General features: G+C 38.1%; 16 protein-coding genes and 1 pseudogene. All 17 read left to right on the forward strand.

The annotated features are described in order from the left end of the window. Positions 1–1,045: 1,045 nt before the first annotated feature. The 17 genes and pseudogenes from LEP1GSC185_RS20295 to LEP1GSC185_RS00085 all read left to right on the forward strand — a co-directional run bounded on the left by LEP1GSC185_RS20295 (position 1,046) and on the right by LEP1GSC185_RS00085 (position 13,997). Positions 1,046–1,285 carry a WapI family immunity protein gene (locus tag LEP1GSC185_RS20295; RefSeq protein WP_420864557.1) on the forward strand — a complete coding sequence of 80 codons (240 nt, stop codon included), beginning with the start codon at positions 1,046–1,048 and terminating at the stop codon, positions 1,283–1,285. 240 nt (positions 1,286–1,525) lie between these two features. Next, positions 1,526–1,770: pseudogene (locus LEP1GSC185_RS00005) on the forward strand (CopG family ribbon-helix-helix protein). Continuing rightward, positions 1,770–2,195 (forward strand): putative toxin-antitoxin system toxin component, PIN family, encoded by a 426-nt coding sequence (locus LEP1GSC185_RS00010; RefSeq protein WP_008589133.1) that lies wholly within the window; start codon positions 1,770–1,772, stop codon positions 2,193–2,195. Before LEP1GSC185_RS00005 ends, LEP1GSC185_RS00010 begins: the two are co-directional and overlap by 1 nt. Positions 2,196–2,470: 275 nt before the next feature. Beyond that, positions 2,471–2,992: a hypothetical protein gene (locus tag LEP1GSC185_RS00015; RefSeq protein WP_232298384.1), complete on the forward strand. Its 522-nt coding sequence runs from the start codon at positions 2,471–2,473 to the stop codon at positions 2,990–2,992. Between the two features lie 207 nt (positions 2,993–3,199). Then, positions 3,200–3,679, forward strand: a complete 480-nt coding sequence (locus LEP1GSC185_RS00020; RefSeq protein ID WP_008588993.1) for a L,D-transpeptidase family protein — start codon at positions 3,200–3,202, stop codon at positions 3,677–3,679. 207 nt (positions 3,680–3,886) lie between these two features. Next, complete coding sequence (locus LEP1GSC185_RS00025) at positions 3,887–4,357, forward strand: hypothetical protein (RefSeq protein ID WP_010515132.1); 471 nt, start codon at positions 3,887–3,889, stop codon at positions 4,355–4,357. Between the two features lie 117 nt (positions 4,358–4,474). Continuing rightward, positions 4,475–5,437 (forward strand): SIR2 family protein, encoded by a 963-nt coding sequence (locus LEP1GSC185_RS00030; protein WP_008589096.1) that lies wholly within the window; start codon positions 4,475–4,477, stop codon positions 5,435–5,437. Between the two features lie 196 nt (positions 5,438–5,633). Further along, on the forward strand, positions 5,634–6,122 hold the full coding sequence (locus tag LEP1GSC185_RS00035) for a hypothetical protein (RefSeq protein ID WP_008588934.1): 489 nt from the start codon (positions 5,634–5,636) through the stop codon (positions 6,120–6,122). 613 nt (positions 6,123–6,735) lie between these two features. Then, entirely contained in the window at positions 6,736–7,611 is an 876-nt protein-coding gene (locus tag LEP1GSC185_RS00045) for a hypothetical protein (RefSeq protein ID WP_008589104.1), read from the forward strand. A gap of 135 nt (positions 7,612–7,746) precedes the next feature. Further along, the gene (locus LEP1GSC185_RS00050) at positions 7,747–8,613 is read left to right on the forward strand and encodes a hypothetical protein (RefSeq protein WP_010515138.1); all 867 of its coding nucleotides are present in this window, start codon (positions 7,747–7,749) and stop codon (positions 8,611–8,613) included. A 207-nt stretch (positions 8,614–8,820) separates the two neighbouring features. Continuing rightward, positions 8,821–9,789: a hypothetical protein gene (locus tag LEP1GSC185_RS00055; protein ID WP_008595958.1), complete on the forward strand. Its 969-nt coding sequence runs from the start codon at positions 8,821–8,823 to the stop codon at positions 9,787–9,789. Between the two features lie 172 nt (positions 9,790–9,961). Continuing rightward, a complete protein-coding gene (locus tag LEP1GSC185_RS00060) occupies positions 9,962–10,702 on the forward strand; it encodes a hypothetical protein (protein WP_008588760.1) in 741 nt (246 codons plus the stop codon). A gap of 359 nt (positions 10,703–11,061) precedes the next feature. Continuing rightward, complete coding sequence (locus LEP1GSC185_RS00065) at positions 11,062–11,496, forward strand: MepB family protein (protein WP_244264620.1); 435 nt, start codon at positions 11,062–11,064, stop codon at positions 11,494–11,496. Between the two features lie 268 nt (positions 11,497–11,764). Continuing rightward, a complete protein-coding gene (locus LEP1GSC185_RS00070) occupies positions 11,765–12,382 on the forward strand; it encodes a hypothetical protein (RefSeq protein ID WP_008589351.1) in 618 nt (205 codons plus the stop codon). 260 nt (positions 12,383–12,642) lie between these two features. After that, a complete protein-coding gene (locus tag LEP1GSC185_RS00075; protein ID WP_008589349.1) occupies positions 12,643–13,134 on the forward strand; it encodes a DUF7738 domain-containing protein in 492 nt (163 codons plus the stop codon). Between the two features lie 286 nt (positions 13,135–13,420). After that, complete coding sequence (locus LEP1GSC185_RS00080; protein ID WP_008588815.1) at positions 13,421–13,669, forward strand: CopG family transcriptional regulator; 249 nt, start codon at positions 13,421–13,423, stop codon at positions 13,667–13,669. Then, entirely contained in the window at positions 13,656–13,997 is a 342-nt protein-coding gene (locus LEP1GSC185_RS00085; protein ID WP_008595960.1) for a type II toxin-antitoxin system PemK/MazF family toxin, read from the forward strand. Before LEP1GSC185_RS00080 ends, LEP1GSC185_RS00085 begins: the two co-directional genes overlap by 14 nt. Positions 13,998–14,451: the final 454 nt, after the last annotated feature.

The following is a 14,451-nucleotide window of genomic DNA, read 5'->3' on the forward strand; positions in this document are numbered from 1 at the left end:
ATACGAAGTTATACGACACTAATAGCTTCCATAATTATTGAATTTCCATTTTATCATTTTTCTGTTTATAAATTAGGTGAGTTGGAGTTAAGCAAACTCATATTTTTTGGATATCTGGTTTGTATTCATTTAGTTTCTTATCTTATACTTGTTGGCTCTTTTTTCGCTTTTAGGTAGTTTGTTGGTTAAGTTAAATGCTTTGGGCAAGGAAGTAACGGCGGCTAACTGTCGGTTCTGACGCTGCGCTTCGAGATCGCTACGCGACTCTCGCTTGGGCTTACGCCACATTCCGCTTTTGTCACTCGTCTTGCAGGGCAAGCCTCGCGCCAAGTCCTTACGGACTCGCGAAACGTCGTCAAACCTTGGTCGTTAGGCGGACATCCGATAAATTTTCTCTCTTTTTATTTTGGGGTAAAATATTCTTTAGAAAGAGCCGTGCAAAATCTTTCGTATGTTGGCCCGCTCCTGAGATGTTCTGGTGCAGAGCTATGGAGTTTCATCTTGTTGATTAGATTGCAGTTTGTGGACTTTAACTGGTCCCGTAATCGGAGCGGAGATCTGGCATCTGAAAGTAGTATTTTACCGAAACGGCAATTTACTGAAGTATAAAAATGCAACTATTTGGAATGCACCGTATTTGGATCGGACGTCGGCCTAACTTACGGTGCCTCCGCGTCGCTCGGGGCTTGCTTCGCAACCCGCTCGCTTGGGCTTTGCCACATTCGCGTCCGTCACTTCGTTTGCATGCGCAAACTCGTGCCGTTGCGAACGTCGGAGCACCTTGGTCGTTAGGCGTAATCGAGAAAAAACATTGTAAAATAGATTTTGCTAATTTGCTTTAATATATTCTATGTCGATAAAAGATTATTTCTCAGATAAGATTGCTGCAATTTCAACTCCAAGCGAATCTAATCTTCTTTCCAATCTCTAATTTTACTCGATTTTCCGATAATTCTGCAGTTCTCTTTAAATTAGATTGCAAAGGGGATCATTTTCAAGTAAGTAGTTTCAGTTTTTTGCTGATACTAATATCTTTAAGCGCTTTCTGCCGGACTTAAAAAAATCATACCAAAGTTTATCTGGAATTGCTAAGATTGAAACATCATATGAGGATGATGTTCTAAAAATCAAATTCAAAGACAATGGTCATATTGATATTCTGTGTAATGTATTTATTCATGATGAATATTCTCAGGTCGTAAATATTGGGTTTGAATTAGATCAATCGTATTTGCCATCATTTATTGAATCATTAGAAAAGATTTACGAGGAACTATTTCCATAAGTTCTCGACTACGCCTAACTTTCGGTGCTTCCGCAGCGCTTCGAGCTTGCTTCGCAACTCTCGCTTGGCCTTCGGCACATTTCGCTTTGTCACTCGCCTTGCAGAGCAAGTCTCGTGCCAAGTGCTTACGCACTCGCGAAACGTCGGAACACCTTGGTCGTTATACGCAAGACGCCCAAATATTGCATTTTATAGAAGAATTCATTTGACTTATATACAAAGATTGTATATACTAAAGAAATGAACCAGACTGTTAATATTTCCTTTGAAAAGGGGCTTTTAAAAGAAATAGATAAAATTGCCAAAAGAGAACATAGATCAAGGTCAGAATTGATTCGTGAAGCGGCGAGAGCCTATATAGAAAAGAAATTTAAATGGGAAAAATTTTCGAAATTGGCTCAGCAATTTCTAAGACAGCAAATATTACTGAGGAATCCATTATAGATGAGATAAAACTAATTAGGAAGCAGAAGAAAACTCCCTGATGCTTAAAGTTCTTATAGATACCAATGTTTACATATCAGCAATTCTATTTGGTGGCAAACCTAAAGTTATTTTAGAAGAGCTAATATCGGGTAAGATAATTGGCTACATTTCTGATTCCATCTTAAAAGAAATTGAAGAGACATTAAAAAAGCCAAAATTTAAGTTAAGTGAAGAATTTATCTCAATAGTTTTATCTGAAATTGAATCACTCACAGAGAAAATAGTAAATATATCTCTAAAAGACTATGCGGGTCTTCGAGACAGAGATGATTATCACATACTTGAGAGTGCGATTTCAGCAAAGGTCGATTATTTAATTACTGGCGATCAAGATTTACTGGTTTTAAAGAATTTGAAATCTCTCAAGATTATTTCTCCTGAACAATATTTAAGTTTGGATAGTAGTGGGGCGTCCAGCGTATAACTAACAGCTCTGGCGCAGCGCTTCGGGATTGCTTTCGCAACCCTCGCTTGGGCTTCGCCACATTCCGCTTTGTCACTCGTCTTGCAGTGGCAAGCCTCGTGCCAAGTCCTTCGGACTCGCGGAACGTCGCCAAGCGTTGGTCGTTAGCTGCAATTGCCGTATAATGTTGTCGTGAACACATAAGAATGTATGTTCTTATTTGATGAGAGATAATAAGAAATATGAAAAGAATAAGTCCTCAAGAAAAGAAAGAACTTTCATACAAGAAGGACTCGATGTCTCCAACTGAAAGTGCTAAACAATATCGGAAAGGATGGAGGAAGAAAAAGATTACAGAACAGCGCTCTGAACGAAGAAAAGCTAAGCAAACTATTTCCGAATCCATTCATGAAAGGTTTTTGAATGTTCAAGAATTGGATTTTCATTTTATTCTCAGAAAAAGGATGGAAAAATGGGAATCGATGAATTTGCGCGAATGGATTCGTTATAAAGCCGATAAGAGGATTGTTTTTACAGCTAGAAATTTTTTTAAAACTAGCTACAATAAAGAAGAACATGAATCATCGTTCTCTAACTTTTTGGAGAATCTATTTGCAGATAATATCGATAATCCGAAAGAAATTGCAGCTCTTTTGAAAAGTAGCATCGTAGGAGACTTGAGTCCGAAAGGAAAAAATAGTTTTGAGCGCTTTTTCTTGAGACAACGGCATATTTGGTTATCAAAATATTTCGAAGACAATCAAGTAATGAGGGAAAGATTGAAAAATTGGATCGAAAAAATTGTGGGTTCTGGTTGAAGAGATTATATATAGGTTCTTGCAACGACGGCAACTGCAGCTAACTTTCGGTGCTTCCGCTCCGCTTCGAGATCGCTAACGCGACTCTCGCTCGGGCTTCGCCACATTCGCGTCCGTCACTGCACTTGCTTGCGCAAGTTCGCGCCGTTGCGAACGTCGGAACACCTTGGTCGTTAGGCGGACATTCCGGAAAGATATTATTTGATAATGAAAAAACTTTTAGCTCTAATAATTCTAACAGCTTCATTTTCTTTATCATCTAAAGAAATTACTTCTGTAACTGTGAAGAAAAGTGAAAGGAAGCTTGTAGTAACTCAAAATGGTGTAAATATTCTGGAATTGAAGATTTCACTTGGATTTAATCCTGATGGGAATAAGTTGCAAGAAGGTGATGGTAAAACACCTGAAGGCGAATATAAACTAGATTATCTAATAAATGATTGGGAATACTATAAAGCTTTTCATATTTCTTATCCAAAGGTTGATCAGATAAAAAAGGCAAAGGAAAATGGAGTAAACCCCGGTGGCGGAATCCTAATTCATGGAATGCAGACAAAATGGAATTGGATAGGGAAATTACATACATTTTGGGACTGGACTCATGGCTGTATTGCAGTTACTAATGAACAAATGGATAAGTTGATAGAAATAGTTCCGGTTGGTTCAAAAATCATAATTGAACCATGATCAATTTAAATATTTGTTGTTCGATCCGGAACGTCGCCTAACTGTCGGTGCCTCCGCTCCGCTCAAGGCTGCTTCCGCACCTCTCGCTCGGGCTATGCCACATTCGCGTCCGTCACTTCGTTTGCATGAGCAAACTCGTGCCGTTGCGAACGTCGGAGCACCTCGGTCGTTAAGCGAAACGGCCAATAAAATTTTTCAACTAAGATTATGAGTTTTTCTCCAAATAAACAATATAAATATGAACTAATATATGAAGGAGAAGTTAGGTTTGGACCACCTTACTACTCCTTGAAGTTAAATAATAAGTCAGTAAAAAACAGAACTTTTGGTGAAGAAGCAAGATGGTCAAATGATTCCCGATACTTGGCTATACAAGAATGGCTAACTATTGATTACGTAGAAGGCCCAATTACTCGAGTAATGTTATTCGATATGCAAACGAGAAAATATATTACTTTCAAAGAATTGGATAAAGGATTTGTAGAAGAATTTAAATTTGTAAATAATCAATTGATTTACATTAATCATTACTATGGGATTAAGACGATTGAAGAAGTAAAACTCGAACTAAGCTCTATTAATAAGTGGTATTCAATGAAACTATTATGGGCCGCATCGCTTAACTATCGGCTCTGGCGCTTCGCTTCGAGCTTGCTTCGCAACTCTCGCTCGGGCTAAAGCCACATTCCGCTTTGTCACTCGTCTTGCATGGCAAGTCTCGCGCCAAGTCCTTCGGACTCGCGGAACGTCGCCAAGCCTTGGTCGTTAGACGATAGGCCAAAAGAAAATAGCTGTATGAGAGGAATTGTGATTGGAGCAGGCGCAAGCTTTTCGGAATCCTTGGCAGTACATGCTCCAAGCGAATTTCAAATGCCACTGATAAAGAATTTTGCTCGTCAAACTTGGTTTGATTGGGATCCGGGCATATATTTGCATTTGTATCTTTCGAGTATAAATATAGATGTTACTAATACAACTGAAATGAATAAGCAATTCTTTGAACTTGAAGCCAAAGGAGATACAAATATTGAAAAATTTTTTGAATTTGCATGGAATAATCGTAATCATCCTCTAATACTTCAACAAAGTTCGTTTCCCGGCATCAAGATTGATATTTCACCATGGGAAAACATGTTATATCATAGTTTTGGAAAACCGCTCCATTTCTTAATGCTGCAAGCATTCCATAAGAATGAAATAGGCTTTGTGAGATTTACTGAATCTGAAAAAGTAATTAAAAAGATAAATGGTAATGATTTAATTCTAAATTTAAACTACGATACTATTTTTGAAATTGCGCTTCAACAAAATTCGCGTTCTTTTAAGTATGAATATATTTCTCCTAACGCAAACACAATTACTGTTTTTAAACCTCATGGGTCATTAAACATGATAGTTTCAAAAGATGGTCGCTTTGCATTTAGCCAACCTGAAGCAGCTGGAGCTTCCATTGAAGGATGGACATGTTTTATTGGTTTAATTCCTCCTAGACTAAATAAAAAATACTCTCAGCATCCGATTTCCGAGCAAATAATTGAAAATCTGAAAAGTCATCCAAAACCAAATATTCTTACTTTTTGGGGAGTTGGTATTACTGAGAGCGACATTGATTTAAACGAGATTTATACAGATTGGTCGATAAGTGCTGATACTATTGAAGTTATAAATCCTGATAAGCAGGTCTCAGACAAGGTGTCTCATTTATTAAGTAAAAAAGTGGATTGGTATCCCTCTATTGATGAATGGGTTAAAGTGTAAGTTTTGGCCCATCGTCTAACTAACAGCTCTGGCGCAGCGCTTCGGGATTGCTATCGCAACCCTCGCTTGGGCTTTGCCACATTCCGCTTTGTCACTCGAATTGCAGAGCAATTCTCTTGCCAAGTCCTTACGGACTCGCGGAACGTCGCCAAGCGTTGGACGTTATGCGCAATGTGCGAGGAAATATTATTCTAAAATGAAGTTTGGCGAACAGAATACTCAACGCGAAGAATCAAAATCTAACCGTCTAGAATGGCGGAAATATTCTGTAGTTGTACTTTTCCTAATCTTCATGTTATATCTTTCATGGATTGAGATTGAACAAGCGCCGAAGAACAGAAGTTTACTTCAAGCCGAATTTGATTTGATACGTCCTTTGCCCTCTGCTGTTCTCGTTGAATCCTCAGCTATAGTTAAAAGTGGGCATGGTACTGTTGGAAGTACATATAGGACATCAGACTCGGTCTCAGATATTTTTGCATATTATTCTAACGAGTTACAAATGCGAGGGTGGCAGTATTACGGAGAAAGAGCAATTAAAGACTGGGGTCGTGACTTTGGCGGTAAAATCCTAGAATTTTGTAAGGGGCAGTATATGACTAGTATTCAATATGCAGGTAAACATGCTTCATACGGCTGGACGTTTGGAGTAGATGTTTCTTTCGGCTCAAATCATTGTAAATAATTTGCTTTTGTTTACACACTGCGCATAACTGTCGGTGCTTCCGCTCCGCTCGTGGATCGCTACGCGACCACTCACTCGGGCTTCGCCACATTTTGCATTGTCACTGCGCTTGCATGGCAAGCTCGTTCCAACGCAAAACGTCGGAACACCTTGGTCGTTAGGCGAACATCCGATAAATTCTTTCTTTTTTATTTTAGGGTTAAATATTCTTTAGAAAGAGCCGTGCAAAATTTTCCGTATGTTAGCCCGCTCCTGAGATGTTCTGGTGCCGAGCTTTGGAATTCAATTTTGCTGATTAAATTACAGTTTGGGGACTCTAACTGGTCCCGTATTCGGAGCGGAGATCTGGCATCTGAAAGTAGTATTTTACCGAAGCGGCAATTTACTGAAGTACAAAAATACAAATATTTTGAATGCACCGTATTTGGATCGGACGTCGGCCTAACTTTCGGTGCTTCCGCAGCGCTGCGGGCTCGCTTCGCGACCCTTGCTTGGCCTTCGGCACATTTCGCTTTGTCACTCGCCTTGCAGAGCAAGTCTCGCGCCAAGTCCTTCGGACTCGCGAAACGTCGGAACACCTTGGTCGTTAGACGCAAGGCCCTAAATACTTTCGATGTACGAGATTTATAGTGATGAAACTGGTCATAACCGTTTTCGGGGGATTGGTTCAATTAGTGGTCATAGAGATAATATTTCTGAACTTCGAATAGAATTATCTAAAATATTAAAAACTCATGATGTTACGAGTATTGAATGGAAGGATCTTACAGGGGATAGTAAAAGAGAAAAAGCTGCGATTGCTATGCTGAAGAGGCTTATTGGTGCTGCTAGCCAATTGAAAATTCGGATTGATATTTTGTTATGGGACTGTTTCGACGAAAGACATTCTTTCGCTGGCGTTGATCACAAAAAGAATCTTGAATTTATGTATTACAAACTTTTACGATGGGTGAAGCAACAATGGATTCACTCTGGAGAAGACTGGTGCTTCTATCCGGATGAACACACAGGAGTCGATTGGTCGAGCGTTATCGAGATAATAGAAAATACGAATTTGCACAAAGGAAAAACATTACACCCAGATTTATTTACCTTAATTCCAGCAAGACGTTACATCAAAATACACGACCATGCGCAAAAGGTTTCGGAAAAAGAGCCCATAATACAAGCCATCGATTTGCTTTCAGGACTTCATAGATTCAGCAAGGAAAAAGGGGAGTTGATCTATAAAGAAGTTTTTGAAAATAAAGATCAGCCTTCATTATTTGGAACTCCAGCGCCTGTAGAAAAAATTTCTCGAGGTGATAAAAGTAAGATACTTATATTTAAAGAGGTTTATAGCACTTGCTCAGATAAACGAATGTCCTTATCCTTTCGAGGAAAAAGATATCTATGGTCTCGTAATAAGGAGAAGCATGTAAACTTTTGGTTATATGAGTCTGCTGGTGAGTTTGATAAAGCTCCTAAAAAGGGTGGGCCCAGCGTCTAACTATCGGTGCTTCCGCAGCGCTGCGGGATCGCTTCGCGCCCCTTGCTTGGGCTGCGCCACATTTTGCTTTGTCACTCGCCTTGCAAGGCAAGTCTCGTGCCAAGTGCTTACGCACTCGCAAAACGTCGGAACACCTTGGTCGTTAGTCGCCATATTTTGAAAATGCAATTTATTAAAGAAATTCTCGAAAGCCCAGAGTTTGGAGAAAAGTATCCTGAGCTTGTCTACCATAAAGAAGCAGTTATTGCAGCAATTTCCGGTGTATTTGAGTATATTGGTGATCGGAAAGAGGCTGTAAGAGAACGGTTTTTATTAAAGCCATATGATTTTCTCTGGGAGATTCATGTTTTACAGATTTTACTCAAGCAAGGGAAACGATTAGTTAAATCCGAAACTAAAGGTCCTGATATTATTATACAAGAAGATACAAATAGAATAGTAATTGAATGTGTTAGTCCGGCAGATTGGAACCCAAAACCCCGGGGACCAGGATTTTCTTACACGTTTCATGAAAAAGAAAAAATTTATAGATATTCAAGCAGTATCAAAGATAAGATAGATAAAATACTAACTTATAAAGAAAAAGAAATAATCTTAGATTCGGATATTAGCATAATTGCAGTAAGTGGAGGTATGCAAGATTTTGGTGGAGTTTTTGTGCATTTACCGGATATATTTAAAGCAGTTTATCCTTATGGTCAGCATATTTATTCAATTCCCCTAAGTTCGCCTGAAGAATCAACAGTTGAATTCGAGAACAGGGGAAATGTGAAACATCCGAGTGGTTCAGGTGCTGAACTTGTAACCGATTACTTTTGCCGAGACGAATTTGCAATTATATCTGGAATTCTTTTTAATCCCTTAAATATTCTTAGCGATTCAGAATTTGATGGAAACGGATTTCATTACGTTCACAATCGACAAGCTACGAATCCTCTATCAACTGGATATTTAAAACGAGTTAAAGAATATATAGGTGAATGTCCAAAATACGGCGACTAACTAACGGTTCTGACGCTGCGCTTCGGGATTGCTTCGCAACCCTCGCTTGGCCTTCGGCACATTCCGCTTTGTCACTCGTCTTGCAAAGCAAGCCTCGCGCCAAGTGCTTCGCACGTGCGGAACGTCGTCAAACCTTGGTCGTTAGACGCCATTGCTTAGAAAAATATTGAATACAAATAAATGGTCATTTTCGTAAATGGTCATTACATGAAAAAGTTCAGTTTCGGTATTGTCGTATCATCTATCGGCGTAGTAGCATCTATTGTCACCATATATGCATTTGTTGTGGCAAAATCTGAGAATATTGAACTAGAAATTGTATTTAATAGCTTTGATCGGTTAACGGATCTTCCTGGCGTAAGAGAGCCGGATTTATCAAGCGTATATTATTTCAAAAAACAACCAGTCAAAAACTTATGGAAAGTGACTATAGCTTTTAACAATGTAAAAGATAAAACTATTATCGGTGATGGGCTACAGAAGAACATTATCAGGGAAAATCTTGATTTTACTTTACCAAAAACTTATAAACTATTGCGTTCTGATAAAGTATATTCAGATATTGAGCACCAATTATATACTTCAAATCATGGTGTAGCGCTTCATTTTAATCAATGGAGAAAGGGTGAGAAAGTAATATATAATCTGTACATAGAAACCCCGACCGGAGAGATCGATAAACTATTTTTGAAGGAAAAGGTAAATAGGCAAATTATTGACGGTGAAGTAACATTTAAAATTCAAATTAACGGGCTACGGAAGCGCTACATTACTGAAAATTTGCCGTCTTTTCTAAGAAAAATCGGATATATATTCGTACTATTGGTGATGTTTGCACTTACTGTCTTTCTTGGTATATCTCTTGTTCTTATTTTTCCCTCTTTTCAGAAGAGAAGACTTTGGAGAAAAGCAAACAATTTGAAGTATTCACATTTTATTTCAGACGTTTTTAAAGAAAATGAAATATTAAAAGAGCGCTATCTAAAGTCGCCAAATGAATTGCCTACTAAACTTTGGGGACGGTTTGAAGGCGATAAGTATCCCAAAATGTTTATGGAAGTGAACAACGATACATTTTTGGAAATTGTAATATTATTTACCATTATTTTCGCTTTCGAAAGCGCATCTGTAATTGTGTTCATTGATTTAGTTCAAAATTTTATATATATGTGGTAATTCTTCGCAACGGCGTCTAACTTTCGGTGCCTCCGCTCCGTTCGTGGATCGCTAACGCGACCACTCACTCGGGCTTCGCCACATTTACTTCCGTCACTACGCTTGCTTATGCAAGCTCGTGCCGTCGTAAACGTCGGAGCACCTTGGTCGTTAGACGACAGTCTCAAAAAATATGCCTTCGAAAATTAAAATAAACAACGATTTATGGTTATCTACAAAGAACAACAAAGTTGTTTTAGGAAGTAAGCGCTTTCCACGTGGTGTACATTTAACTTTTAATTACGGGGGAAAGTCTGGAATATTTGATCTTCATTTTAAAAATGAAAAGAAAGAAATTTATGCCTCTATCGCCTGCTTTGATGGAAAAATCGCAGACGAAATCTTAACAATATTAGCTTATAAAGTTAGAGAGTTCTTTTTAACTCAATTTAAAGAAATTAGTCTGAGCGAATTTAGAAGTAAATATAGATATTTTATTGAAGATGATCACGATTTTGAACTTACTGATAAAGAAAAAGTGGATCTTGAAAAAATTTTTGAAATTCAAAAAAGCAAAAAGGAAATAAGATTTAATATTCCAAAGCGATTTGAACGATCTAAATTAATGAAGTTAAGAGAATTGTTGTATTCCCGCATTAAAAAAACTAAAAGACAGAATATCTTAGCAAAATCACAAGGGCGGGTGATTGATAAATTTGGCAATTTGTCAATCTTTATGATATCTGATGGAAAAGTGCTAGTTGGAAAAGAGAGTATCTTTGAAAACGAAGATCGATTATTAAATGCAATTCTTGGGATAGACTTGTTAACTGAACTAAAGAAAAAATTTATAGAGTGCTTATCCCACGTTTCTAATGATGAAGCAAATGGAAATTTATTCGATCCAGTTCAAATTGTAATTAGATCGGACTAAGACTTGAGACCGTCGTCTAACTGTCGGTTCTGACGCGGCGCTTCAAGATCGCTGCGCGACTCTCGCTTGGCCTTCGGCACATTCCGCTTTGTCACTCGTCTTGCAGTGGCAAGCCTCGCGCCAAGTCCTTCGGACGCGCGGAACGTCGTCAAACCTTGGTCGTTATACGAAAGCTCGCTAAATATAATTTTGAATAAAAATATTTAATACTCAAGACGAGAATTGAGTCATTCTTTAAGATAGCATATAATAGAAATATGCAGAAAAATGAATTAAATCTCGATAAGCTTCCTACATTTTTACGCGATGTGAATCTTTTATTTCTAAAAAGATGTAATCTAAAAATCGAGAGTTATCAGTTGGAAAAGGAAAGTTCGGACTACAATGCTGCTTCCCTTAAGCTAAGAGAAAAACAAATAATTTTCCGATCTGCAAAGATAACTCCAAAGAAAAATGGTTTGTTCGTAACTTTATGGAGAAGAAATAAAAATGGCATTACGATTCCTTTCCATGAAAGAGATCAATTTGACATTGTTATAATTGAGGTACGAAATCTTCGAAGAATTGGCCATTTTGTTTTTCGAAAAGATATTCTGATAAAGAATGGGATTATATCCTCTAAGAAAGTAGGTAAGAGAGGGTTTAGGATCTATCCTCCATGGGAAATACCATCGAGTAAACAGGCAGCAGTTTCGCAAAATTGGCAATTAGAACATTTCTTTGAAGAAAAAAAGGAAAATGTTGATGATAGCTTGAATCTTGAGAGAATAATTAATTTTGATTCTTCAAAGTGAAAATTTAAATATGATCAATTCTAAATTATTCAAGCGAGCCTTCGTCTAACTAACAGCTTGCCGCAGCGCTTCGGGCTTGCTTCGCAACCCTCGCTTGGCCTTCGGCACATTGGCTTCTGTCACTCGCCTTGCAGGGCAAGTCTCGTGCCAGTCTCTAACGCCTCCTTCGGAGGCTCAGAGTCGCCAACGTCGGCAAGCGTTGGACGTTAGGCGTAATGCTGATGGAATTGCGTAAATATTTTAAACTTTTTCATTAGAAGGTAAAAGCGTGACTGAAAATAAAGGAATTCTTGTATCGGTTTCACAATTATTTCAAAGTATTAGAGATATTTTTCCCGAGATTCGGCTTCGGCATTTTGCATATACATTCGTCTTTCTATTTTTGTTGTTAATAGTGGGGCTATTTATCTTCGAAAGTATTTCTGGTTATTTTTATTTTAATCGTGTAGAAAATAGAGTTAATAGCCTCAAGGAATTAGCTAGCATTGATATCAATCGATTAAAGGCTGACCCTGAACTTGATAAACTATATAAACAAACCGTAATAGAATTGAAAATCTATCAAATTCGCTCAATTTCAAGTATTCCTTTTGAGATTCAATCTTCTCTTTTTGGAGATCAAAATTTGTGGACCCAAATACTCAAATTCATAACAGGAGGTTTTCTTTGGTTCTTAATATTGCTAGTCCCATTGTTTAATGAAGAAGAAAAAAATCGCATCGGAGGGGTTATTGTCATGGGTTGTATTGGTATTATTTTTGGTTTTATCGGTATCTTAATTCCTTCAATTTCTCCTTGGGTTAACTATATTGGTTATCCTTTTGCGCAGCTGACAATTATTTTGATTATGATTGGAACAGCTATTTTTTTCAGTAAAAAGAATTAATATATAGTTATATCTCAGCACTACGCCTAACTATCGGTGCTTCCGCTCCGCTCGGAGATCGCTAACGCGACTCACTCGCTCGGGCTACGCCACATTTCGCTTTGTCACTCGTCTTGCAGGGCAAGTCTCGCGCCAAGTGCTTACGCACTCGCGAAACGTCGGAACACCTTGGTCGTTAGTCGACATCGACAAAAAATGCATAAAAAAATGATTTCTCTATATTTTCGATTATTTCAGCCTATCTTTAGAGCAAGGAATATATGACATCTCAAAACAAGTTACAAATTTCAGTTATTTTATTTTTTACTGTCTTTTCATTTGAATTATTTTCGATTGATATAAAGGATCTTAGTATAACTCTTTCAGAAGAAAAGACAATAATTTCAGATTGGGAAATACCCGGCAAAGTTTCTATTAAAGAATTTGTAGATAGGATAGGTGAGTCAGACAGAAAGTTAGATGAAGAAAGTAAGATTATATATATTTGGGATAAGTTTGGATTATCTGTCCAGGCCAACAAAAAAAGTCAGCTAGTAGATCAATTATCTGTTTTTGGAGTTGCCGGTTCGAAAGAAAATGAACCTAAAAGTAAATATTCTGGAAAGTTACTTTTCCAAAGTCAAAATCCAGATTCTAATACATTGACTAGTAGGGGCATATTCTGTATGTTAACTATAGGTAAACGTAAACTGTTTGGCCTTTGTAACGCAAAAAGTCAAAATCTTGAAAAGCTAATGATCAGCTTTGAATAAAGATTCTGAAGTAATCAACAGTCTCCTTGCTATTTAATCGACGTCGACTAACTTTCGGTGCTTCCGCGGCGCTTCGGGATCGCTTGCGCGACCCTTGCTTGGGCTTCGCCACATTCGCGTCCGTCACTTCGTTTGCTAATGCAAACTCGTGCCGTTGCGAACGTCGGAGCACCTCGGTCGTTATACGCAATGCCCGTGCATCTGTCTTTATTCAAGGGAAACGAAATTTCTGCAAATTGATAGAATTTTTAATTGACCCAGGTATAACTCGAGTTATACCTATTTTATGAAGACTGCTGTCTCAATTCCTGATGATTTATTTAAAACAGCGGAAAAAACCGCCAAAAGGCTGGGGATTCCTCGAAGCCAACTTTTTGCAAAGGCATTAGAAGAGTTTATTCAATTACATAGTAAAGAATCAGTGACCGAAAGATTAAATAAAATTTATACAAATAGAAAAGATAGCTCGAAAGACAGTATCAATAATCTATCTGTTGAATCACTGCGCAAGAGTTTAAAGAATGATTCGTGGTGAAATTTGGTGGGTGGATTTAGGAATTCCATTCGGCAGTGAACCTGGCTTTAAGCGTCCTGTTTTAATAGTACAAGATGATTCTTTTAATGAAAGTAACATTAATACAGTAATTGTAGTTTCAATTACATCAAATTTGAATTTAGCAGAAGCTCCTGGGAATGTAATTCTATCTAAAAAAGATTCTAATCTTTCAAAAGACTCAGTTGTAAATGTTTCTCAATTAGTAACTTTAGATAAGGAACGATTTCTTGATAAAGTTGGTAAATTGAAAGCAGGCAAGATGGCTGATGTTGAAGAAGGGTTGCGGTTAATTATTGGCCTAAATTAACGGGCACTGCGTATAACTAACAGCTTGCCACTACGCTTCGGGCTTGCTTCGCAACCCTCGCTTGGCCTTCGGCACATTGGCTTCTGTCACTCGTCTTGCAGGGCAAGTCTCGTGCCAGTCTCTAACGCCTCCTTCGGAGGCTCAGAGTCGCCAACGTCGGCAAGCGTTGGACGTTAGGCGAACATCCGATAAATTCTTTCTTTTTTATTTTAGGGTAAAATATTCTTTAGAAAGAGCCGTGCAAAATCTTTCGTATGTTAGCCCGCTCCTGAGATGCTCTGGTGCAGAGCTATGGAGTTTCATCTTGTTGATTAGATTGCAGTTTGGGGACTTTAACTGGTCCCGTAATCGGAGCGGAGATCTGGCATCTGAAAGTAGTATTTTACCGAAACCGCAATTTACTGAAGTATAAAAATGCAACTATTTGGAATGCACCGTTTTTGGATCGGACGTC

Origin of the sequence: Leptospira licerasiae serovar Varillal str. VAR 010 (genome assembly GCF_000244755.1) — a bacterium.
Taxonomy (GTDB): Bacteria; Spirochaetota; Leptospiria; order Leptospirales; family Leptospiraceae; genus Leptospira_B; species Leptospira_B licerasiae.